We start from the raw sequence: 22,435 nt of genomic DNA, 5'->3' as shown, positions 1-22,435 counted from the left end.
ACCCAATTTAAAATCTGTAGATCACTTCTTTCTGGAAGCCGTCAAGCATTTTTTCTGCTTTCGCATAGTCTTTGGTGAAGCCCAGAATATATCCGCCGCCGCCGCTTCCGCAGAGTTTAAGATAGTAGGCATTAGAGTCCAGTCCTTTTTTCCAGATATTGAAAATACTCTCAGGGATCATCGGACGGAAATGTTCATATGCCCAGTGAGAAAGCTTTTTCAGGTTTCTGAAGAAAGGATTCATATCTTTTTTAAGGAATGATTCGATGCAGGCATTGTTGTAACGGATGAACTCTTCTTTTAAGGTCTTACGGAAACCTTCCGTTTTCATTTTTTCAAAGAAAATCTGGATCATTGGTCCTGTTTCGCCCGTGATACCGCTGTCGATAAGGAATATGGCTCCTTTCCCTTCCTCACCATCAGGAATAGAAACTCTATCAAGGCTCTCCTTGTTTTCGATAAGGATCGGCAGATTCATATAACAGATCAAAGGATCCATCCCTGAACTTTTACCATGGAAATAGCTTTCCATTTCACCGAAAACGGTTTTTAATTTCTTCAGATTATCTTTGGAGATCTGTTCAGGATCCAGTTTACTCAGTGCATACTTTTCGAAAATAGCAGCTACCAAAGCTCCTGAACTTCCTACGCCATATCCCTGCGGAATATTGGAATCGAAGAAAAGTCCGGAGGCAATATCGTTTTTAAGGCCTTGAATATCCAATCTAAAATCATCAGAAAGGTCAAGCGCTGCAAGGAAGTCAGCGTATTTCTGCAGATGTCTGTTGGATTTAAGTTCAAATTCAGAACTCAAATCTGAGAATTTAAGGGCTCCTTTATAGAAACTGTAAGGTACTACAAGCCCCTGGGAGTCTTCAATCATCCCATATTCTCCGAACAGAATTATTTTTGCATAAAATAGAGGGTTCGTCATTTTGACAATAAATCTTTTTACAAAGTTAAAATTATTCTGCTGAATATAAGCAAAACTCACGCCGAATTCCAACTTATTTATGCAGAAAAGTATTTTTGGCTTTTATAAAGCAGAAAAGCCTAAAATAATCAGGCTTTTTTATTAGGATTGGAAGATGGTAGAAGGAGGCTGGAAGGTATGCTTATCATTTTTGATCATTGACATTATTAGAGATAGTCTAAATATTGTCTACTTTTTTTTTCTATTTTGGTTCTCCATAACTTCCTTCTTCCAGCATCATGCTTCCTTACTTTTCTTAGTGTTTAATCAATTTTTTATTCACCGTTTGTTTATCCGTTTCTATGGTCACCATATAGTTTCCTGTCTGAATCGAAGAAATATTGACTTCCTGTTTATTCCCTTTTAGTGAAGATGCAGAAATGACCAATCTTCCTGATTCATCATAAATTTTATATGATTTTAAAGCATCTTTGGATGAAATAACAATCATATTTTTAGCAGGATTCGGGTAAATACTTATTGTGTTATCATTTTTCGTAACCTCATCAATTCCTAAAGCAGCACATGAAAAACCGGCCTTCCAGCCGTTTCCTGTAACCCCGGGATCAGAAACAAACCTTACCGTAATAGCTCCCGAAGAATGAGTAGAAGTAAACGGTCCCGGCACTGTATTTCCAGTCAGATTATTTCCGTTGGCAAACAAAGGAGACGCTGTGGAAGGACCATTATAGATATACATAAAATCATAATCCTGTTCCAAAGCAAACTCCGTAAACGTCATTGTAAGTGCTCCCGAAGCAGGATAAAATGTTTTAACGATTGTTTCACTGTTCCCATAACCCGAAGTCTGACCGCCGGTATCTGTAAACAAAGCTCCTGCACACCACGATGCATCTGTAAGGAATACCTGAGTTCGCTGATAAGCGTTGGATGCTGAACAATTTGTACCTACCGACAAGTTATAATACGTTGCAGGCTGCAGACTGTTGAAATTAAGCACCTGAGAACCCGTATTTCCTGATTCTATAAGAGTTCCATCCATTTTAGTGAGTTTATATTTCCAGGAAGTGGAAACTGCATCGGTAAACGCTGCATTGGCTGAAACCTGGGTAATATTTGATATGTTCATCTGAGTGATCGTAGTTCCACATGCCGTAGTACAATTCGTTCCCAGACAAGGCTTTGAATCGATAGTATTTCTGATCAATGCAGCTGGTTGGGGTCCAAAACCATTATTAAAGCTGATTCCTACTCCTGAAACCAGATGACAGTAGCTCATAATCGATCCTTTAACCGTTGTGGAAGGAATCGGACCTGTACATCCTTCGCTGTAACCTGCCTGAGCTCCACATCCGTCAATGGCTGTATTATTTCCGTTCCATGCACAGGCATGGGTGTGTGGAGATCCTAAACTGTGTCCCATTTCGTGCGTCATGGCTTGAATAGTCCAGGAATATACCGGCACCTCAGCATAAGTTTGCGAAATTCCGGAATACGCGTGCTTGTAGGTTCCGCATAAAGAATTAAGATAAGCCACACTTGTAGTAGCCGGAGCATTAATCAAATGGGCAAGATCACCGTTAAAGGTCTGTCTGTTAGTTCTAAAGCTGGAAAGATTGGCATTGGGTGTTCCTGTGTAAGGATCCTGAGTGGTCCAGATAAAGATTTCATTCAATGCTATTCTGATCTCATCATTGTTGTAAAGTGCCGCAATATTATTATGAATAGCGGTAAGCCAGTTGGTCGTAGTGGTAGCATCGGAATTATTATTTTGATACGGTTTAAAACATACTTCATAATAAATTCTCACACAGTTTTCCGTCATTGCTTTTTTGCCTGCATCCGGATCAAATGAGATATTTTTTGCCTGATTTTCTTTCAGCTCATCTACCCCACAGACAAAGGGATTGGCTCCCGTCAGTTTAGATTCCGAATAGCTCACAAAATCTTCGGAATTTTTTGCCTTTCCAAGGACTACATTCCCCAGTTCGGACGTAGAAGCTACTCCTACAATATCATTATCGAAGAAACTGAAAGCAGCAACCGAAGTATTGTCTCCTTTTACAATTCCAATATAGTAAGCACCCGGAGTATAGTTGACGATCTCTCCTTTATTCGTAACAACTTTAAAATCATTGGTGAAGATCTGATTTTTATAGAGCTCCACAGTGATCTGCTTATCTCCATTGAAAGGAAAACTTATTTCAAGATATTCAGGTTTTTCTGTGATCAGCCTTTTAAGTTCGGCAGATTTTACGTTGATGGCCGTAATGTCTGTAGCTGCTCTTTTGTATTCAGCAAACTTAGAAGAAGTCTTATTAATCTCAAACAGATCATACTTTTGAAAAGTATTTTTCTCTGCGTGGTGTTCAGTGATTTTCTGGGCAATGGGTCTTAGACTTTGTGAGAAACCAAAGGCAAAGCATTCCATCAGACATAGAAGTAGAATTTTTTTAATCATTTTTCATTTTAATTAGATCTACAAATAAACAAAAAAAATCAATATTTAGTGAAAAATAAATAACAATTCCCTTTGACTTTCAAGTAAATCATAATAAATAAATGACAGATTACAAATATCTTAATCTGAGACAATAAAGTTATATACTAACCGAAAGAGAGCTGAATAATTAAATTCAGCTCTCTTTTTTATCTTTGGCCGGAGATATCCGACTACTTTTTCACAGCACTGTTACCTACTCCTGTTAAAGAAATATCAGCCTTTCCTGATTTTGTTGGAGAAGTCTTATAAAATACCTTATTATTAGATCCTTCCAGTTCTATACGAGAAACCTTATCGGCATATACTATATTACCGGAACCGGCTACTTCCAGCTTTGTTGTGTAACCATTGATGGTAATTATATTATTCACCCCTTCTACCGATGCATCTCCTCCATCTGACGAATACGTCTGCTTATTTCCCACACCATCCACCTCAATCTTTTTATCACTCTGTTTACTTTTACCATGAGTAGTTGTCGTTTTCGTTGTGGTTTGTGCATAGGTCATATTGATTCCAATTAAAGCAATACATAGAGCCAGTGTTTTTTTCATAATTTTCATATTATTTAATTTTTCAAATCTGATACAATTAAAATGCCAGCTATCTGACAGATCACTTTTAACATATAAAAATATTTGTTCATAAAAAAAGATGCCTTACACTTAAGACATCTTTATATTTTTTGTTACAGCCAGCTTTGAAATTATCGGCTGTTTTTATAGGGTATCTCTGTCTTTTAACATATTGACCTTAAGAAAACGGATCAGGATAAGTCCCGTCGCGAAAAATAAAGTCATGGAAAGCGCTGCGATACGCATATTATTAAAATGTTCAATCAATGTAGCAAAGATGAAGGTTCCGATAATGATCGCTATTTTTTCCAATACATCATAGAAACTGAAATACGTGGTATTTTCCATAGAGTCCTCCGGAAGAAGCTTTGAATACGTAGATCTGGACATTGCCTGAAGTCCGCCCATCACCAATCCTACTACCGCTGCTACTCCATAGAACTGATATTCTACCGTAGGGTTTTCTTTGTTCAGGAAGTATGCCCACAGACAGGCTACAATCCATAATACAATAGCAATTGAGATCACATTTCTATTTCCGATTTTCCTTGATAACCTGGAGAATATCACGGCCCCTATGATCGCTTCAATCTGAATGACCAATAATGTTCCGATCAGTTTATCCTGAGCCAGGTTGATCTCACTTTTCCCGAATAAGGTAGCCATTAAGAAAATAGTTTGCATCCCTACACTGTAAAAGAAGAAACTTGAAAGGAAGAATTTAAGGTTTTTATCTTTAAACAATACGCCCCCTACTTTGAACAGTTCATGGAAACTTTCCTTGGCGATGTCTTTATAGAAACTCATATTATCTTTCAAAACTTCAAAGAAACCTCCCTGTTCTTCATGCTTTTTGAAGATATTCTTATAGTTTAAAAGCACTAAATCTTTTGGAAGCTTTTCCTTCACATCCCCAAACTGCGGAAGATGCTTAAATGTGTATTGGGAGAACCCAAACCACCATGCACCGGTCAACAGAAAGCTGATTCTTGTAAATAAAAGCTGCTGTGCCGCTCCTTTTGCAAAAACCTGGATCAGTACCAGACAGATCACCACCAGAACTACAGAACCTAGATAACCATACACATATCCTTTGGCGGAAAGTGCATCCTGCTTATCTCGGGTCGCAATATCCGGCAGGAAGGAATTATAAAACACGAGACTTCCCCAAAACCCGACACTTGCCGTAATACTGAAAAGGAGGCCCAGAAATACATTGTGCATGCCTGTAAACATGGCCAGTCCCATACATGAAGTAGCCCCAAGATAGCAGAAAAACTGCAGGAATGATTTCTTATTTCCGATAGTATCCGCCAGTGAAGACAGGAACGGAGATAGCAACACTACAATAAAAAACGATATCGTAAGTGAATATCCGTATACCGCATCCGGCTGATATTCTTTCCCGAAAATCTTGATCATATGCCTTACGGGAACATCAATCCAGGATTTTGTTTCCTCCACATACTCCTTTTTCTCGTAAGCAGTGGTCAGTATGGAATAATAAATAGGGAAAATAGTGGACGTAATCACCAGTGAATAAACAGAATTCGCCCAGTCGTATACGGCCCAGGCTTTCATAATCCGTGGATTATTTTTTATGTTTTGAGGTTGTTGATTCTCAATTTCAGACATTTCAAATAAATATTAGTAGCACAAAAATAGAAAAACCATTAAGAAATCGATAAGAATTTAGAAAAATTATCGATTCCTTAATGGCAAAATATTCTGTAAGAGAATTTTACATATTTTCAATCACGATAGCAGAAGCTCCTCCACCACCGTTACAGATAGCTGCAGCGCCGTATTTAGCATTATTTTGCTTCAATACATTGATCAGCGTTACGATGATTCTGGATCCTGAACTTCCCAGCGGGTGTCCGATCGCAACTGCTCCTCCGTTTACGTTAACTTTTGATGCATCCAGTCCTAAGATCTTATTATTGGCAAGACCCACTACTGAGAAAGCTTCGTTAAATTCAAAGAAATCAATATCTGAAATCTCTAAACCTGCTTTTTTAAGAGCAATCGGAAGTGCCTTTGCAGGGGCAGTCGTGAAGTTTTCAGGCTCCTGAGCTGCATCTGCATAAGAAACGATTTTAGCCAAAGGCTTAAGCCCTAATTCTTCCATTTTTTCTTTAGATACAAGGATCAATGCAGAAGCACCATCATTTAATGTAGATGCATTCGCTGCTGTCACTGTCCCATTTTCTTTTTTGAATACCGTAGGAAGTGTAGGAAGTCTGTCAAAATTAACCGCTTTGTATTCCTCATCTTCAGCAAAAATAACAGGATCTCCTTTTCTCTGAGGAATTTCTACAGGAACCACTTCTTCAGTAAATTTCCCTTCGCTCCATGCTTTTGCTGATCTTTTGTAAGATTCTATCGCAAAATTATCCTGATCTTCTCTTGAAATACCATAATCTACAGCACATTTCTCAGCACATACTCCCATATGAACTTTCCCGTAAACGTCTGTAAGACCATCCAGTACCATTCCGTCCTGCATCTTGATGTCGCCTAATTTAGTAGCGATTCTGGCATTATAATAATGAGGAACTGAAGACATATTTTCCATACCTCCGGCAACGATTACATCAGCATCACCGGCTTTAATAGCCTGTGCAGCCATAGTTACCGCTTTCATCCCTGAAGCACATACTTTATTTACGGTAGTTGAAGGCGTTTCGATAGACAATCCTGCACCTAATGCTACCTGACGGGCCGGCGCCTGGCCTTCTCCTGCCTGCAGCACATTTCCCATATAAATCTCCTGAACATTCTTAGGATCAAGACTGATTTTATCTAATGCTCCTTTTACAGCAGCAGATCCCAGCTTCGTAGCAGGAACCGTTGAAAGGCTTCCCATAAAACTCCCGATAGGTGTTCTTACTGCGGAAACGATGAATACTTCTTTCATGTGTATTATATTTTACTTTTTTAACAAAATGCTGCCTTCCGGCCTCATTATACTTTTCTATTTTTTCACTTTTACGTAGATCACTTCAAACTTGTTCTTCTCAATCCTGGACTGTATCTTCAGTAAATTATCCTGAGTTTCTACAATTTGATTATTAAAAACATCCCCAACCTGCACCGGATCATTTTTATCGGATTTCTCTAACACGATCGCTTTATAATTACAGTCATCTACAAAAACAAGGGTGGATTTTATAAAATCTTTACCATTATTGAAATATTCAGTCTGAATATTATCTTTAATGGTCATATACCAGATTCCCTCAGGATAGTTTCGGCGCAAAAATTTCCCTTCTCTGATATTTTGGCATTTGGCCGGCTGATCCGACTTTCCAACTACTGCTGTCTTTTGAGATTTAGCATGCGAGAATATCACCATAAATAAAGCAGCTGCTCCTATTTTTAAATGCTTCATATCTGTGTACGTTTATTTACTTTTTTACTTCCTATAGCAAAAACCATAAGGAAAGCGCCTAAAAACTCTACAGCCCAGCCCCACTTAAGCTTTACAACTCCTGCAAAAGCTTCTCTCCAGGATTTAAACGGCAGAAAACTGAAATATTCCAGAGACTGCATCTTTACGGCCACCAATGTGAAAGCAAATAGCAGAATCAATAATACGCCAAAAAATCTTACCACTTTCGCATTGTGGTTCACAATTCCAAAAACGGCACATGCAGCAAAAATCCAGCATGCAATGGCCAGATAATGATCTAGCTTCCAGTAGTTCCAGTTTCCAATAATGGGAACATGTACGAGAGGTAGAAAGCTCCCTACTACTACTAATATCAATCCTAATAACTGAATATTTTTCATATTTACTAAAGTGCCAAAATACAAAAAAAAACACACTTATAAACAGTGTGTTTTAAAAACGGATGATTGGCGTACAAACATTCGTTAGTATCAATAAAAATCAATTAAAAATATGTTATTTTCAATAAACACCACTTTTTATTATTTAATTAAAAAATGATATTCACAAATTCTACACCGATCTGCACTCCGTATTTATTCTTCAGAAGCGCACTGTCACTGAACACCGGCGTAAAATCTTTCTGAACAAATACCTTAAGACTTCCATAGCTGATTCCGAATTTTCCACCTACGATAAAATCGTTCACACCCTGCATAATTCTTTCTCTTTCTACGATTCTTCTGGAATTTTCATTGGAATATTTTATATAATTCACACTTCCTATCTTCACTCCGCCATATACTCCCATTACAATGCTCAGCTGTCTTTTTTTGTTATCAAGATATTCAACCCCTTCATGCTCTACATACTTTGGATTCAATACAAACCTAAAATCTACCGGTACATAGAGATAGGTGTTGTTGAACTGGGTTTTCTTCAGATTGCCACGGTCAAAATCGTCTACGAACAAATTATTATTTTCCTGTTTGAAAACCTTTCCGTATTTAGGAACATACTGGTCAAATCTCATTCCTAAACCAACCCGGTAAAATACAGGACTTTTAAATCCTCCCACCTGACCTTCATATCTCAATGCCATTTGTGAAGAATTGATGATGGTATTTCTCGTGTCAGAATTTTTGTCATAAAAATTAAAAGGCTGGTCTTTAGTCGTCAGACCGGTTCCCATCATACTTACAGAGAGCTCCACCGTTTTTAAAGAATGTTTCGGACTTGTATTTCTTTTCTGTCCCAGTTTCATATTAAGTCCATTAAGTCCCACCCACATTTCATTTTTATGAATACTGTCGCGATCCACAAAGACTGCATTTTTTACCATTTCTTTTGTGGCAGCCTGAAGTTCACTTTGCTGGGCGTCTACTTTTTCATTGATGGTCTGTTGATATCTTGAAGCAATTTCAGTACGTTGTTTCTGTTTTTCTTCCGATGTGATTTTGTTGTCTTTAAAATCTTTATCAATCAGATCCAGCTCTGCATTCATTTTAGATTTCTCCGAAACCACAATGCTGTCAATTTTCTTTGAATACATTTTAATCTGTGGGTTTACATTCTGTTTTTCCTGAGCAGTACCGTATGTAAAAGCCATTACAGCAGCCATGAAGATTAGTTTTGTTCTCATATTTATTTTTTTAATTTTTAGACAATATTTCACCTCTGTCCATAATTCAGGACAGTATTTTTGTTTTATTAAAAGTTTACGATTTATTTGGATTCCAGATAAACGGTCACTCCCAGAACAGTTACATTTCCTACATTCGGAACAACTTTATCAAATTTGAAGGCTCCCAATTTCCGTTCATCCCTACTGGCTTTTTCCCGGGCTTTATCTAATTCTCTTCCCAGAAGAAGCTCATCAGGATTGATATAATTAGGTTTTGATTTATTAACTTCTGCAATTACTGGAGGATTGGATGGACTTACATTTTCAACCTTCCCCGGATTAGTGAAAATATTTTCCGGTTGGTTAAAGGTGTTCACCGGTTGTTTATTCTGTGAAGCCTGAGTTTCTGTCCTTTCTTTTCCTTTTTTCGGAAGCAAGGCTTTATCTGAGGTATCTTTTTTATGATCTTCATTGACTATTTTTACTTCACTTTCCTCGATCGGCTGATCTTTTGAAATAACTGGTGGATTTTCAACATCTTTATCTACTGGATTGACTGTTCTTTCAAGACCTTTTTTCACGGCATAATCCGTTTCTTTATAATCAAATTTCGTTTTGTAATTATTAAAATACATAAAAGTTCCGGCAGAAATGAACAGCAATATAACGGCTGCATATTTCCACCACTGAAAAGACTGTTTTACCGGCACATCAGAGGCCTCATTCAACTTCTGATCCAATCTGTCCCAAAGATCCTCAGAAGGGCTTCTTTCGAGCCTCTCGTAATCAGACTTTAACTGTTTCAGTATCTCTTTTTTCATTTTCTTTTGCTTTTAAAAATTCCGTAAGCCATTTTTTTGCTTTGCTCAGCTGGCTTTTACTGGTGCCTTCCGAAATATTCAGAATTTCTGCGATTTCCTGATGCTTTTTCTCTTCAAATACATATAAATTGAAAATCAATCTGTATCCCGCTGGCATCTGTGAAAATATTTCCTCAATATTGAGTTCTTCCAACCGCTCATCTGTATCTTCATCTGAATAATCGTCTGCGATTTCTATATCGGCATACAGGATATTCCTGCTCTTCCTGACAAAGCTAATGGAATCATTGACCACAATTTTCCTCAGCCAAAACGGAAAACTTTTCCAGTCTCTGCATTCATCCAGCTTGGTAAAGCATTTCATAAATGCGTTGATCAGGATATCTTCCGCATCATGGATATTGTTCGTATAAGAATTTGATATGGCCAGCATTTTAGCGGAAAACATCTCATAAAGAGCTTTCTGGGCCTTCCGGTCCTGCTTTTTAGCCAGTAAAAAATTCTTTTCGAGATGCTCCATGTATCGGTTTCTATCTATAAGACGGAATTTATTTTAAAAGGTTGCCTGAAAATAAAAAAAATTGCACCTTTTTTCAAAAGTGCAATTTAATATTTTATCAATCAGTCCGGTAGCATTAATGTTTCACTGAAGAAACATCTTCCGGATTGTGTTTATGCCTGAATAAAATGGCGAAGAATATAGCCAGAATCAATGCATAGATGGCAAAAGATAACCATATATTCTGCCAGTCTTTTACCATCACTACAGAAGAAAGTGTCCCGTCAGCATTTATCGCTGAATTGAAACTATTTTTAAGGATCTGCAGGAACGTTGGATTATCTGCCGTGGTATCAAGATAAGCCGTTAAGTCTGAAACGTTCGTAAACTTGTGGGTAAAAAACTTATCGATAGCCCATCCTGCGATGTAACTTCCGAAAAGCGCTCCAAAACCGTTGGTCATCATCATGAATAATCCCTGAGCAGAAGAACGGATTTTTTTATCTGTCGTTGTTTCCACGAAAAGGGAACCTGAAATATTGAAAAAATCAAATGCCATTCCGTATACGATACATGAGAAGATGATCAGCGAAAGTCCGAATCCGTCCGGAACTCCGTACGCAAAGAATCCAAATCTGAGTACCCATGCCAGCATTGACATCAGCATTACTTTTTTAATTCCGAATTTTTTCAGAAAGAAAGGAATTGCCAAAATAAATAAAGTCTCAGAAACCTGAGAGATGGACATGATAATCGTAGATCTCTGAACTACGAAAGAATCTGCATATTTCGGAAAATGAGAGAATTCACTTAAGAATACATCCCCGTACGCATTTGTCAGCTGAAGTGCCGCTCCCAAAAGCATTGAAAACAGAAAGAACAGGGCCATCTTATAGCTTCCGAAAAGCTTAAAAGCATTCAGTCCCAACTGCTCAGATAAAGGTGCACTTTTATCGATGAGTTTCTGTGGCGGACATTTTGGTAAGGTCAACGCATAGATTCCTAAAAATATAGCGATAGCACCACCGATATAGAATTGTCCTTCCGTAGCCTTGTTTCCTGTAAGATTGGTAATCCACATCGCAACAATAAACCCGATGGTTCCCCATACACGAATCGGCGGAAAATCTTTTACTACATCCAGATTGCTGTTTTTCAGAATGGTGTAGGAAATAGAATTCGCCAGAGCAATGGTTGGCATGTAAAAGCACATCGCCAGAAGCATCAGCCAGAAGAAAGAATTAGGATCAGCGGAATGAGGCAGTATAAAAAGCACAACCCCATACAGGATGTGCAGTACCGAAAAGATACGTTCTGCATTTACCCAGCGGTCGGCAATAATTCCGGTGATGGTCGGCATAAAAATAGAAGCTATTCCCATGGTTCCGAAAACGGCTCCAAACTGGGTTCCGTCCCAGTGTTTTGTCCCGAACCAAAAATTAGCCATCGTAATCAGCCATGCTCCCCAGACAAAAAACTGGAGAAAACTGAGGATGGTCAGTCGTAATTTTAAATTCATAGTTTAGTATAAAGTGTCTCTTTTAGTCAATTTTCTTTTTCCTCCTCTTAATTTCTTCCTGAATTTCCAATGCGGTATCAAAATCTTCTTCTTTTACGGCTTCATCGAGCAATTTTTGAAGTTCTTCCATAGATACGGCTTTCAGATTGTCTTCAGACTGTACCGTTTCTGAGAAAGGCTGCTCTTCTTTTGAAACATCTTCCAGCTCCAGAAGAATTCCTGCTTCGTTCAGAACTTGCTGAGTGGTAAAAATAGGCGCATCAAATCTTACGGCCATCGCCACAGCATCTGATGTTCTTGCATCAAGAATCAGTTCTTCCTCGTTAGCTTTATTTTTGAAATTAATATTGGAAAAAAATACGCCGTCTACGATCTGGTAAATGATCACTGAAACCAATTCATAATTGGCTGAAACTATAAATTTTGTGAATAAATCATGGGTAAGCGGACGAGGCGGATGGATGTCTTTTTCCAGTCCGAGAGAGATGGACTGAGCCTCGAAATTTCCTATGACAACAGGTAATTTTATATGTGTTTCTTCATGCTCCAATAACAAAGCGTACGCCCCCGATTGTGTCTGGCTGTACGATATTCCGCGAATAATTAGCTGCTTATAATCCATAGCTACAAATATAGATTAATTTTTTATTGTGATTTCAGTTTTTTACGCAAAAATAAAAGCCCGGAAAAGCCCGAGCTTTTATTTTTATGTGTGAAAATGGTGAATAGTGAATGGTCAATTTTACTTCGTAAGTGAATGCTTGCTGTAACGTATTGGTTTTATCCAATTGACAGCGTAGCGGATTGACAATTCACTATTGACTTTTTTATCCTTTAATTGCTTTAATTTTCTCTGTTAATGCAGGAATAATCTGGAAAGCATCTCCTACTACCCCATAATCTGCAGACTTGAAGAACGGTGCTTCAGCGTCATTGTTGATTACTACAATAGTTTTAGAAGAGTTTACCCCAGCTAAGTGCTGGATAGCCCCGGAAATACCTATTGCGATATAAAGGTTAGGTGAAATGGCTTTACCAGTCTGTCCTACGTGCTCTGTGTGAGGTCTCCAACCGATATCAGAAACAGGCTTAGAACAAGCTGTTGCAGCTCCAAGAACATTAGCCAGATCTTCAACCATTCCCCAGTTTTCAGGGCCTTTCATTCCTCTTCCTGCAGACACTACTACTTCTGCTTCTTTAAGGTCTAATTTACCTGAACTCTGCTCGTGAGAAATAACTTTAGTATCTTCATTCGCTACTGAAAGGTTTTTAACTTCTTCAGAACCTGATACTCCGTTTTCCTTTACTCCGAAAGCATTCTGAGAAACCGTGATGATCACCCCAGTCCCCTCCGCTTTTGCATGCATGAATCCTTTTCCTGAGAACGCTCTTCTTTTCACCTGGAACGGAGAAAGGCTTTCAGGAGCTTCCAAAACATTGGTAATTAAGGAATAGTTCTTCATTACCGCAAGCATTGGAGCTACAGAAGAAGCGTCTGTAGTATGAGGGAAAACAATCGTGTTTCCGTCTGCCACTTCACTTACAGCCTGAGCAAATGCCTTAGCTGAAAAGCTTTTAAGACCTTCGTCTTTGATATTGATCACATTTGATGCTCCATATTTGTACAATAAATCTGAAGAATCTGTAGGGTTTACAGAGATCGCCGTAACAGTGTCTCCTGCCTGATCTGCAACCGCTTTAGCATAAGAAACTGCTTCAAAAGCTGCTTTTTTGTAAACTCCGTTTATATTTTCTGCGTATACGAATACTGCCATTTTTTTAAAATTTAAGATTAAAAAATTTAAGGATTAAGATTAGATTACCTTAGCTTCTTCGTGAAGTAATCTTACCAATTCATCAAGATTGTCAGGAGAAACCATTTTCACAGCCGCTCTTGGTGGAACGCTGTCATAAGATACTCCCTGAACTTTCACTTCAGAAGAAGTTGGCTCTACCACCTGTAAAGGCTTCGTTCTTGCAGACATAATTCCTCTCATATTCGGGATGATAAGGTCTTTTTCGTCTACCAATCCTTTTTGTCCTGCGATTACGGCAGGTAATTTCACTGATATAGTTTCTTTTCCGCCTTCAATTTCTCTTACAGCAGTAGCTTCGCTTCCGTTTACATCCAATCCTACTGATGCATTTACAAAAGGCTGGTTCAGTAACTGAGCTACCATTCCCGGAACAGAACCTCCATTGTAATCAATAGATTCTTTTCCGCAAAGGATAAGGTCGTATCCTCCGTTTTGAGCTACAGAAGCAATTTCTTTCGCTGTAGAATAGCTGTCTTTAGGATCAAGGTTTACTCTTACTGCATCATTGGCACCAATAGCTAATGCTTTTCTGATTACCGGTTCTGTAGCAGCATCTCCTACGTTGATCACTGTTACAGTTGCACCCTGAGATTCCTGAAGTTTAACCGCTTTTGTCAATGCAAATTCATCTAAAGGATTGATTACCCACTGAATTCCATTTTTGTCGAAAGCAGACTTATCTGCCGTAAAGTTAATCTTGGAAGTAGTATCTGGAACACTACTGATACAAACTAATATTTTCATGTGTACTATTTTATTTTTTCCCATTTATGCATAAAAAACCTTACTGTTTTATGCTGAGATTTTGTTATATTTTACTTTGGCTAATATAATTAAAAAATATATTATGCATGCATAATACTTATTTTTTTACTATTCAATACATTAAATGCTTTTACTAAGCTGGTTTTGTTGCCCTAAACTCTATCTTGCTGGGCAATACGCGCGGATTCATTTTTAAAATATCGAGCACCAGATTCCCCATATCTTCGGGCTGTATCTTCCAGCTGTCTTTTTCAGAAGGAACGTTGCCGTTAAAATTTGTGGCTACAGATCCGGGCATAATGACGGTAGATTTGATGTTGTATTTTCTGAGATCAATCATCGCTGCCTGAGTAAATCCTACGACTCCGAATTTAGACGCATTGTAGCCTGTTCCTTTTTCGAAGAAATTGGCTCCTGCAAGACTTGATACTGTAATATAATAACCTTCCGTTTTCTTTAATTCTTCTACGGAAGCTTTTAATGTATAAAAAGCCCCGGTCAGGTTGGTCTCTATCATAACATTCCATTCTTCGGCTGTCAGCTCATCTACAGGTTTGAATATTCCTAAGCCTGCATTCGCAATAACGAAATCCAGCCTTCCGAATTTTGCAATGGTATATTGTACGGCTTCTTCTTCACTTTCGAGACTTCTTACATCCGAAACCACTCCAAGAACATGCTCTGAATACTGCCTAAGCTCTTCTTCCGCTTTCTCTACATCATCTCTTTTACGCCCTGAAAACGCCACTGAAATGCCGTTTTTCAACAATATTTTTGCGATTCCAAAACCTATTCCTTTCGTTCCCCCAGTTATATAAGCTACTTTTTGATCTGACATATTCTTCAATTTTAATGCTCTAAAATAACAAAAACGCTTCAATTGAAGCGTTTTATATCGACTAAGATTTATCAGGATTCTATTTTTTAATGAATTTTTCAGAAAACCTCTTTCCGTTGGTTTCAATATTCATCATATAGGCTCCCGGGCTAAGATCCTTTACATTTATTTTACCATGATCGTATATTATATTGATCTTTATTCCTGCTGCATCAAAGATTTCAATTTTAGTAATTAATGATTGGGATTGTATATTGATAAAATCAGTTGCAGGATTAGGATAAACTGAAATACTGTTTTCTTTCACAGCGGTATCTTTTGTCCCCAATACTACATTATTTGTAGCCGTTAGCGTATAGTTATCAAAAGAAGTGATATGAGCCACCGTATTTCCCGCATTAACAACTGAAACAAAATCCAGTTCAAAAGGATCTACACCTGCCGCAGCCGGTATGTAGTTTGCTGCAGGGCTATAAAGCATTCCTGCGGGACCTGTCCATACCACTGCCCCTGTCGTTTTATTAAATGTACATTTTAATGTAATCCATGTATTGGCAGGATACGTATAGGTAGTGGGTTCCAGATAAAAAAGGATGTTCCCTGTTACCCCAGTGGTCGTATTGGTATAGTTTGCGATGCCTACCGCTCTTTGTGTAGCATAATCATATCCGGCACCAAGCAGGGTTTTATGGGTGGTCCCATCATAAATTAAAACCGTTGCTCTACCGGCACCGCCTGTAGCACTTCCTGTGTATAAATTAAATTCCAGTTTAAGGATATCATTTCCCGCAGTTCTTGCTGCCCACGCTGCCCCAAGTCCTTTCTTCCACATATATTTTGTTCCGGCTGCATTGGCACTTCCGGTAAGCTGTAAAGATTTGTCATGAGCTGCATCTATATTTACAATCTGTGCTTCCGAATTAGACCCGTTTGCAAAATCCGTATAAAACCCACCTTGACCGGGGGAATTTGCAGTAATATCAGTACCCACATTCCCTATCGTGTAGGAATTAAAATTATCGCTTTCTAAAGATTGGGCATTCAACGTATGGAATAACACCAATAAAAAAGCGCTCAATGATAAAACTTTTTTCATAACCTATTTTTTAATTTAGTTTCATGATGTCTGCGATTCATTTCTTAGTGTACAATTCCTTCCATGAAACAGTTTCTGTGAATAAGAAAACAAAAGGTAAAAAAGTGACTATGAAATAAAAAAATACACAAAAAACTCATTATCAACAATTAAAAAACTCAATCCATCTTTTTCGGAAGGAGTTTGTATGAGTTTTCTTAATTATTTAATTCTATGATTAGCTGATTTGAATGGTTACAAAGCTATCTTCATAGGAATAGATTATCAATACTTAAAAAACAGTAATTATTTCTACCTGATTTCAGGTACTTTAAAGTGTTAAAGCTTTAATGGATAACACGAATCACAATCCCGAAACTTATAATCAGCTTTCCTTTTTTATGCTTTTATTATGTACTAGATTTTATAATAAAAAAACGCTCCCATGGGAGCGTTTTATAAGTACTGAAAGTAATAGGATATTACTTTTTGATAAATTTCTCGATAGTTTTACCTTCCTTCGTTTCAAAACTTACAAGATAAGATCCAGGATTAAGATGTTTCACATCTACTTTATTTCCTTCAAGTGCAGCAGAAATTTTTCTTCCCGCCATATCATAGATCTCAAGATGGTTAATCTTTAAATCAGTAAGGATATTTAAGTAATCCGCAGTTGGATTCGGTCCGATCGCAATAACGGAAGCTTTTTTGTTTGCAGTATCTGAAGTTCCCAGTGTAATTGAATTGGATGCTGTTACTACATAGTTATCTATTCCAAAAGTCGTAGGTCCTGCATTGATAGGCCCTGTTGCCGTAGCTCTTGTCGGAGAACTTAAAACTCTGAATCTCGCAGGATCAAGACCGGCTACCGTATCAGCTCCGTTTACAGCCAATACAAGAGGTACTTCATTACCAATCTGATATGTGATTTCTCCAGATGTTTTATTATACGTATACGCCAGAGTAACCCATGTATTGGCAGGATAGGTATTCGTTGTAATACCGGTTATATTGTAAAATCCACTTTGTCCCGGCACGTCCAGATAAGCCAGTCCATTAATTGTTTTAGTTTCTGAGTTATATCTGATTCCCACGATACCGTCTGTAACACCAAATACACCTACACCTGCAGCATGCTGATTGGTAGAGGTTCCTGTAAAAATATCCACTTTTCCTTTAACGATATTATTACCCGGAGTTCTGGCTGCCCAGGCCGCTGCAAAACTTCCTTTATACGCTGCTCTGGAAGAAACTGCAGTTCCTTCAATACCTCCAATGATCTGAAGATATTTTCCGTGTGCCGCATCTCCGGTTACAATTTGATAGTCAGCTGCTGCTCCACCTGATAGATACATACTTCCCTGTCCGGTTACCGTACCGGTTGTGTTGGACCCAACATTCCCATTGGTGTAAGAATTATAATTGTCAGATTCCAGAACCTGTGCAGAAAAAGATACTGCAGAAAGCAATGCTAAACTCAATAGTAGATTTCTTTTCATGATATTTTTTTTATTTTATTAATTACACTGGTAAATATAGAACATTTACTCTAATTAAAAAAAATATCAATTAAAAATAGAAATACAAAGCAATTTTTCAATAAAATTATTCAAAATAAGTCATTTTTATGATTTTGAAATCCATTCAATATTAAAATGATTTCCCCACAAATAGTGTATAATAAAAATATTTTAACTGAAAAATCAATAAAAAGCAACAAATTTCACCATTACAGGAAAAAATAGGCATTAAAACAATTATAATCAATCACATACAGAAATCAAGCTATTTTTTTATAAATTTTTCTGAAAAATTGCCATGCTCTGTTTTTATATTGATCAGATATACACCTGCAGACAGGCTTGCTACATCTACTTTGTCGTTTTCCACCCTCGCCTGGACTTTTTTTCCGACAGAATCAAACAGCTCTAGACTTTTTATTTTACCGGAAGAATTGATCTGAATGAAATCTGTAGCAGGATTAGGATACACCGTCAAAGTATTTTTACCGGCAGCTACGTTCGCAACAGACAGCATGGCCTCGGTGTACACCTTTACATTATCAATAAAAGCTGTCCCTGCCGTATTATCATGAACAAAACGCAGCTGATTCATCCCTACTGTTTCTGCGGCTGTCCCTGAATATATTAAAATGCCATTCAGAAAATATTTTACATAGGCAGGCGTTCCTACGACAATAATACTGTACCATAGATTTGGCAGCCATGCTGCAGAAGTATTTTCCATAACGGGAATTCCTGAAGACATTTTCAGTATATTAACACTTCCTGAAGGATCAAAATCCATTCTGACCACGAATTTCTCATCAGTGCTACTCAATCCCTGAAAGCTGAAAATTGAACCATTAAGCTGAGACATATTGATATCAAAAGAAACGGTAAAGTTGTCGTAAGCAAGCATAACTGGCAGGTTATCAAATGCCCCGATAATAGGAACAGACTGGGTTCCATAGGTGTTTTCTTTTACAATTTTCAGAGAATTTATCCCATCCGTCGCGTTATCGGTACATATCAGCTGGTTGAGCACATTGGGAGGCACGTCTCCTGTTGGCGTACTGATCCAGGTTCCCTGACCATGGATATCTCCGGTATAAAATCCATCCAGATTTTCAAAGGAAATCATCTGCTGTTGCGCAAGGGAAATTATTGAAAACAAGCAGCATGCGATAGAGTAACTTTTTTTCATAGCATTATTTTTAGGTTGAACTAAAAATAAACACATAGATTAGCTAAAAAAATATCATTTGATAGGGATATTTTCATAAAAAAGCATAAAGCGCTCCGATGTTGGAACGCTTTATAGAATATTTTTATAAAATATTAATTATTTAGAATAATTTTCGAAGAACAATGGAATACTTTCAATCCCTTTGTAGAAATTAAACAAACCGTAATGTTCATTCGGAGAGTGAATTGCATCAGAATCAAGTCCAAAGCCCATCAATACGGACTTAGCTCCCAATACCTTTTCGAACATCGCGGTGATCGGGATACTTCCCCCGCTTCTGTACGGAAGGACTTCTTTACCGAACGCAGTTTCCATAGCCTGCTTAGCCGCAAGAAATTCTTTGGTGTCACTTGGCAATACATACGGCATACCTCCGTGGTGAGGCGTCACTTTTACTTTTACGGTATCAGGTGCGATCTTTTCGAAGTATTTCGTGAATTTCTCTGTGATTTCTTCCGGAGTCTGATAAGGAACCAGACGCATTGAAATCTTAGCAGATGCTTTAGAAGGAATCACGGTTTTAGCACCTTCTCCTGTGTATCCTCCCCAAATACCATTGCAGTCTAAGGTAGGACGGATAGACGTTCTTTCAAGCGTCGTATAGCTTTTTTCACCTTCCACGCCACTCAGTCCGATAGACTTCTTGAATTCTTCAGGATTATCTTTCAGTTTATTCATATCCGCTCTTTCGGTATCAGATACTGTTTCAACGTTGTCGTAGAATCCATCGATGGTAATATGTCCGTCTTCGTCAATCAGTTTGGCGATCATTCTTGACAGTACGTGAATAGGATTTGGAACCGCTCCTCCGTAAAGCCCTGAGTGAAGATCTCTATTTGGCCCTTCGATTTCAACTTCTACATAGCTCAGCCCTCTTAAACCTGTCGTTACCGTAGGCTGTTCGTTGCTGTAGATATGTGTATCAGAAATCAGGATACAGTCGCAAGAAAGCTTTTCTTTATTTTCATTAACGAAATCTCCGAGGCTTACAGAACCCACTTCTTCTTCACCCTCAAGAATAAATTTCACGTTACAAGGAAGTGTATTGGTCTTCATCATCGCTTCAAAAGCCTTCACGTGCATGAAAAACTGTCCTTTGTCATCAGCTGAACCTCTTGCGAATATGGCTCCTTCAGGGTGAAGTTCCGTTTTCTCGATATAAGGTTCGAAAGGTGGTTTTTTCCATAATTCCAACGGATCTGCAGGCTGTACGTCATAATGTCCGTATACCAATACCGTAGGAAGGTTTTTATCTAATATTTTCTCTCCGAAAACGATCGGATAGCCTTTTGTTTGACATACTTCAACTTGATCTGCTCCTGCATTTCTAAGATGTTCTGCACACACGTCCGCACATTTCAATACATCATTTTTATAAGCCGGATCTGCAGAAATAGAAGGAATTCTCAGTAACTCAAATAATTCATCCACGAAACGCTGTTTGTTTTCGTTAATGTAATTTAATGTCTCTTGCATTTTAAAAATTTGTTTTGTTAAAAATAAAAAAATTGGTCTGCAGCAGCAAACAAAAACAGATAATTTTCTGAAGAACTGTTATTATTCAGAAGTATGCAGACTGCTGTACAAAAAATGTCCTGCATCTCGGCAGGACATTTTTTATATCGTGTACTCATAATTAGTGTTCAGCTGTCGGAGCTTTTTCAGCTTCAGCAGGCTTTGCAGCAGCAGTACTGTCTGTTTTAGGAGCTGCTACCTCATGCTTTTCAGCAGGAGCCGCTTCTTTGTGTCCTTCAGCAGCTTCATGACCGTGTGCTTCACCTCCGCCCTGTACGTCGTCAGAGTATCTTTCTACTCCTTCTTCCAGTTTCAACGTATTTTTGTTTCCTCCTGCCTGGATCTTTTTACAGCTTACGGCTACCGTTGCAACGGCTAAACATATAATTAATTTTTTCATATGTAAAATTTATTTTTTAAAGGTCATATGGAATCGCATTATTTTAGCCGGTTATGATTATTTTGACAGCAAGCGATTTCATGCTTAAATTTTTGATTGCCCAAAATTAAGAAATCCTGCTTTTTAAGGCAACATTTTTATACTGATTTTAAAATAATTTTACCTTTTTTGGATTGTGTAAAAATAAGATAGTCTTTTCCACCGTCTTTTAGCCCATATTTCTTTTTAATATCTTCCGGTTTTAATGGATAATTCTTGGCTATGATATTGAACTGCCCTTTCTTTTTAACCTGTTTAGATTCAATTACTTCCATCTCCATTACTCTTCCCGGAAAATCAGATATCTTTTGAGATGAAGTGTAAATATGGGTATTGGGATGAAGTTTTTTTAATTCAAACCTTTCAGAGAGCAGATTAAAAACTCCGGCTTTCAAAATGGCATTATTGGGAATATAAATGTATTTTTCAGGTTCAGAATAATGCGCTTGGATATTTTCTTCTTCCCCAAATGCAAAACTAAAGGCAGATTCTCCGCTTTCAAGATTTATGCAGTTGACCGAAGTTCTATCTTTTTGTTCATTGGAAAGGAAAATGACAACTTCTTTGACATCATTTTTTACTGCTATTATTTCAATCCTGAAAATGAGTGGGACCACTGAAATCAGATATTTCAGATCGATTAATGGTGAGAGTTTTACGATAATCTGATCTGCTGTGGCGAGTAATTTTTCCCTGATCTGAAGAATATCCGGTGAAAGATCTTCCAAAAGAAAGACTTTATTTTTGTTTTGATCTCTTCTTGCCGGATCCAGATAAATGATGTCAAAATGTTCCTTATTATCACTTAGGAAGTCTTCCAGATGTTGATTGATGAATGTAGCTTTTCGTTCTAAAATTCCCCAGTTATGCTCCACAATGCTCAATAGTTCCTGATTCTGCTCCACCAAAGTGATTTCCTCAAAATTTCGGGACAGATAATAGGCATCAATTCCAAAACCGCTGGTCAGATCAATAAATTTCTTTCCTTTAAGAATTTGGGATTTATAGTCTGCTGTTTTCTCTGAAGAGGACTGCTCCAGATTAAGCTGCGGTGGGAACACAATGCCTTCTTTCAGGAGAAATGGAAATTTCTTCCGTGTGGTTTGCTTTCCTTTGATCTGCTGGACGATTTCAGGCATGGAGACGTCTGGAAACGGGGATTTTTTTAATAAGAGGGCATGCAGATCTATATCTAGATTTGCATTGATATAATCTTGAATTTCTTTGTTGATTAATTTATTTTCCACAGATTTCGCCCAGAATTTTATTAATAAATAATTTAACACTAACTAAAAATGCTTCGACTACGCTCAGCAAGAAATCACTAATACAAGCTGCCCTTTAATTGGTTGTTGTGTGTTATATTACA

The 22,435-nt window shown here is 37.8% G+C and carries 21 protein-coding genes; all 21 read right to left on the bottom strand.

Features of this window, described 5'->3' with window-relative positions; all coding sequences use genetic code 11:
* Positions 1–7: 7 nt before the first annotated feature.
* The 21 genes from LC419_RS12805 to LC419_RS12705 all read right to left on the bottom strand — a co-directional run bounded on the left by LC419_RS12805 (position 8) and on the right by LC419_RS12705 (position 22,313).
* Positions 8–934 carry a mevalonate kinase gene (locus LC419_RS12805; RefSeq protein ID WP_223607725.1) on the bottom strand — a complete coding sequence of 309 codons (927 nt, stop codon included), beginning with the start codon at positions 932–934 and terminating at the stop codon, positions 8–10.
* Between the two features lie 295 nt (positions 935–1,229).
* Entirely contained in the window at positions 1,230–3,395 is a 2,166-nt protein-coding gene (locus LC419_RS12800; RefSeq protein WP_223607724.1) for a M12 family metallo-peptidase, read from the bottom strand.
* A 212-nt stretch (positions 3,396–3,607) separates the two neighbouring features.
* Positions 3,608–4,000 carry a DUF3060 domain-containing protein gene (locus LC419_RS12795; RefSeq protein WP_223607723.1) on the bottom strand — a complete coding sequence of 131 codons (393 nt, stop codon included), beginning with the start codon at positions 3,998–4,000 and terminating at the stop codon, positions 3,608–3,610.
* A 156-nt stretch (positions 4,001–4,156) separates the two neighbouring features.
* The gene (locus LC419_RS12790; protein WP_090021737.1) at positions 4,157–5,647 is read right to left on the bottom strand and encodes an MFS transporter; all 1,491 of its coding nucleotides are present in this window, start codon (positions 5,645–5,647) and stop codon (positions 4,157–4,159) included.
* A 106-nt stretch (positions 5,648–5,753) separates the two neighbouring features.
* The gene (locus tag LC419_RS12785; RefSeq protein WP_223607722.1) at positions 5,754–6,932 is read right to left on the bottom strand and encodes an acetyl-CoA C-acyltransferase; all 1,179 of its coding nucleotides are present in this window, start codon (positions 6,930–6,932) and stop codon (positions 5,754–5,756) included.
* Between the two features lie 57 nt (positions 6,933–6,989).
* Positions 6,990–7,406, bottom strand: coding sequence for a hypothetical protein (locus LC419_RS12780; RefSeq protein ID WP_223607721.1), 417 nt, complete (start codon positions 7,404–7,406; stop codon positions 6,990–6,992).
* Positions 7,403–7,807 carry a hypothetical protein gene (locus LC419_RS12775; RefSeq protein ID WP_223607720.1) on the bottom strand — a complete coding sequence of 135 codons (405 nt, stop codon included), beginning with the start codon at positions 7,805–7,807 and terminating at the stop codon, positions 7,403–7,405. Before LC419_RS12775 ends, LC419_RS12780 begins: the two co-directional genes overlap by 4 nt.
* Positions 7,808–7,956: 149 nt before the next feature.
* The gene (locus LC419_RS12770) at positions 7,957–9,048 is read right to left on the bottom strand and encodes a hypothetical protein (protein WP_223607719.1); all 1,092 of its coding nucleotides are present in this window, start codon (positions 9,046–9,048) and stop codon (positions 7,957–7,959) included.
* An 83-nt stretch (positions 9,049–9,131) separates the two neighbouring features.
* Positions 9,132–9,851 (bottom strand): hypothetical protein, encoded by a 720-nt coding sequence (locus LC419_RS12765; protein ID WP_223607718.1) that lies wholly within the window; start codon positions 9,849–9,851, stop codon positions 9,132–9,134.
* Positions 9,817–10,371 carry an RNA polymerase sigma factor gene (locus LC419_RS12760; protein ID WP_223607717.1) on the bottom strand — a complete coding sequence of 185 codons (555 nt, stop codon included), beginning with the start codon at positions 10,369–10,371 and terminating at the stop codon, positions 9,817–9,819. Before LC419_RS12760 ends, LC419_RS12765 begins: the two co-directional genes overlap by 35 nt.
* Positions 10,372–10,486: 115 nt before the next feature.
* Positions 10,487–11,869, bottom strand: coding sequence for a nucleoside permease (locus tag LC419_RS12755; protein WP_223607716.1), 1,383 nt, complete (start codon positions 11,867–11,869; stop codon positions 10,487–10,489).
* Between the two features lie 22 nt (positions 11,870–11,891).
* Positions 11,892–12,491, bottom strand: coding sequence for a bifunctional nuclease family protein (locus LC419_RS12750; protein ID WP_034725399.1), 600 nt, complete (start codon positions 12,489–12,491; stop codon positions 11,892–11,894).
* 205 nt (positions 12,492–12,696) lie between these two features.
* Positions 12,697–13,644, bottom strand: a complete 948-nt coding sequence (locus LC419_RS12745; protein WP_223607715.1) for an electron transfer flavoprotein subunit alpha/FixB family protein — start codon at positions 13,642–13,644, stop codon at positions 12,697–12,699.
* Between the two features lie 39 nt (positions 13,645–13,683).
* Positions 13,684–14,430, bottom strand: coding sequence for an electron transfer flavoprotein subunit beta/FixA family protein (locus tag LC419_RS12740; RefSeq protein WP_034745136.1), 747 nt, complete (start codon positions 14,428–14,430; stop codon positions 13,684–13,686).
* A 154-nt stretch (positions 14,431–14,584) separates the two neighbouring features.
* Positions 14,585–15,289 carry an SDR family oxidoreductase gene (locus tag LC419_RS12735; RefSeq protein ID WP_223607714.1) on the bottom strand — a complete coding sequence of 235 codons (705 nt, stop codon included), beginning with the start codon at positions 15,287–15,289 and terminating at the stop codon, positions 14,585–14,587.
* Positions 15,290–15,368: 79 nt separating this feature from the next.
* Positions 15,369–16,385: a T9SS type A sorting domain-containing protein gene (locus LC419_RS12730; RefSeq protein ID WP_223607713.1), complete on the bottom strand. Its 1,017-nt coding sequence runs from the start codon at positions 16,383–16,385 to the stop codon at positions 15,369–15,371.
* Positions 16,386–16,846: 461 nt separating this feature from the next.
* Positions 16,847–17,863 carry a T9SS type A sorting domain-containing protein gene (locus LC419_RS12725; protein ID WP_223607712.1) on the bottom strand — a complete coding sequence of 339 codons (1,017 nt, stop codon included), beginning with the start codon at positions 17,861–17,863 and terminating at the stop codon, positions 16,847–16,849.
* 286 nt (positions 17,864–18,149) lie between these two features.
* Positions 18,150–19,070 (bottom strand): T9SS type A sorting domain-containing protein, encoded by a 921-nt coding sequence (locus tag LC419_RS12720; protein WP_223607711.1) that lies wholly within the window; start codon positions 19,068–19,070, stop codon positions 18,150–18,152.
* 138 nt (positions 19,071–19,208) lie between these two features.
* On the bottom strand, positions 19,209–20,588 hold the full coding sequence (locus LC419_RS12715; protein ID WP_223607710.1) for a dipeptidase: 1,380 nt from the start codon (positions 20,586–20,588) through the stop codon (positions 19,209–19,211).
* Between the two features lie 160 nt (positions 20,589–20,748).
* Positions 20,749–21,027 carry a hypothetical protein gene (locus LC419_RS12710; protein WP_223607709.1) on the bottom strand — a complete coding sequence of 93 codons (279 nt, stop codon included), beginning with the start codon at positions 21,025–21,027 and terminating at the stop codon, positions 20,749–20,751.
* A gap of 137 nt (positions 21,028–21,164) precedes the next feature.
* Positions 21,165–22,313, bottom strand: coding sequence for a class I SAM-dependent methyltransferase (locus tag LC419_RS12705; protein ID WP_223607708.1), 1,149 nt, complete (start codon positions 22,311–22,313; stop codon positions 21,165–21,167).
* Positions 22,314–22,435 lie beyond the last annotated feature (122 nt).

It is taken from the genome of Chryseobacterium sp. OSA05B, assembly GCF_019970065.1.
Lineage (GTDB): Bacteria > Bacteroidota > Bacteroidia > Flavobacteriales > Weeksellaceae > Chryseobacterium.
The sequence above is the reverse complement of the archived record's forward strand: the minus strand, read 5'-3'. Positions and strand labels throughout refer to the sequence as shown.

Excerpts from the sequence above, each read along its gene's own strand:
- LC419_RS12805 (WP_223607725.1), bottom strand. The coding sequence starts at position 934 with ATGACGAACCCTCTATTTTATGCAAAAATAATTCTGTTCGGAGAATAT.
- LC419_RS12800 (WP_223607724.1), bottom strand. The coding sequence starts at position 3,395 with ATGATTAAAAAAATTCTACTTCTATGTCTGATGGAATGCTTTGCCTTT.
- LC419_RS12795 (WP_223607723.1), bottom strand. The coding sequence starts at position 4,000 with ATGAAAATTATGAAAAAAACACTGGCTCTATGTATTGCTTTAATTGGA.
- LC419_RS12790 (WP_090021737.1), bottom strand. The coding sequence starts at position 5,647 with ATGTCTGAAATTGAGAATCAACAACCTCAAAACATAAAAAATAATCCA.
- LC419_RS12785 (WP_223607722.1), bottom strand. The coding sequence starts at position 6,932 with ATGAAAGAAGTATTCATCGTTTCCGCAGTAAGAACACCTATCGGGAGT.
- LC419_RS12780 (WP_223607721.1), bottom strand. The coding sequence starts at position 7,406 with ATGAAGCATTTAAAAATAGGAGCAGCTGCTTTATTTATGGTGATATTC.
- LC419_RS12775 (WP_223607720.1), bottom strand. The coding sequence starts at position 7,807 with ATGAAAAATATTCAGTTATTAGGATTGATATTAGTAGTAGTAGGGAGC.
- LC419_RS12770 (WP_223607719.1), bottom strand. The coding sequence starts at position 9,048 with ATGAGAACAAAACTAATCTTCATGGCTGCTGTAATGGCTTTTACATAC.
- LC419_RS12765 (WP_223607718.1), bottom strand. The coding sequence starts at position 9,851 with ATGAAAAAAGAGATACTGAAACAGTTAAAGTCTGATTACGAGAGGCTC.
- LC419_RS12760 (WP_223607717.1), bottom strand. The coding sequence starts at position 10,371 with ATGGAGCATCTCGAAAAGAATTTTTTACTGGCTAAAAAGCAGGACCGG.
- LC419_RS12755 (WP_223607716.1), bottom strand. The coding sequence starts at position 11,869 with ATGAATTTAAAATTACGACTGACCATCCTCAGTTTTCTCCAGTTTTTT.
- LC419_RS12750 (WP_034725399.1), bottom strand. The coding sequence starts at position 12,491 with ATGGATTATAAGCAGCTAATTATTCGCGGAATATCGTACAGCCAGACA.
- LC419_RS12745 (WP_223607715.1), bottom strand. The coding sequence starts at position 13,644 with ATGGCAGTATTCGTATACGCAGAAAATATAAACGGAGTTTACAAAAAA.
- LC419_RS12740 (WP_034745136.1), bottom strand. The coding sequence starts at position 14,430 with ATGAAAATATTAGTTTGTATCAGTAGTGTTCCAGATACTACTTCCAAG.
- LC419_RS12735 (WP_223607714.1), bottom strand. The coding sequence starts at position 15,289 with ATGTCAGATCAAAAAGTAGCTTATATAACTGGGGGAACGAAAGGAATA.
- LC419_RS12730 (WP_223607713.1), bottom strand. The coding sequence starts at position 16,385 with ATGAAAAAAGTTTTATCATTGAGCGCTTTTTTATTGGTGTTATTCCAT.
- LC419_RS12725 (WP_223607712.1), bottom strand. The coding sequence starts at position 17,863 with ATGAAAAGAAATCTACTATTGAGTTTAGCATTGCTTTCTGCAGTATCT.
- LC419_RS12720 (WP_223607711.1), bottom strand. The coding sequence starts at position 19,070 with ATGAAAAAAAGTTACTCTATCGCATGCTGCTTGTTTTCAATAATTTCC.
- LC419_RS12715 (WP_223607710.1), bottom strand. The coding sequence starts at position 20,588 with ATGCAAGAGACATTAAATTACATTAACGAAAACAAACAGCGTTTCGTG.
- LC419_RS12710 (WP_223607709.1), bottom strand. The coding sequence starts at position 21,027 with ATGAAAAAATTAATTATATGTTTAGCCGTTGCAACGGTAGCCGTAAGC.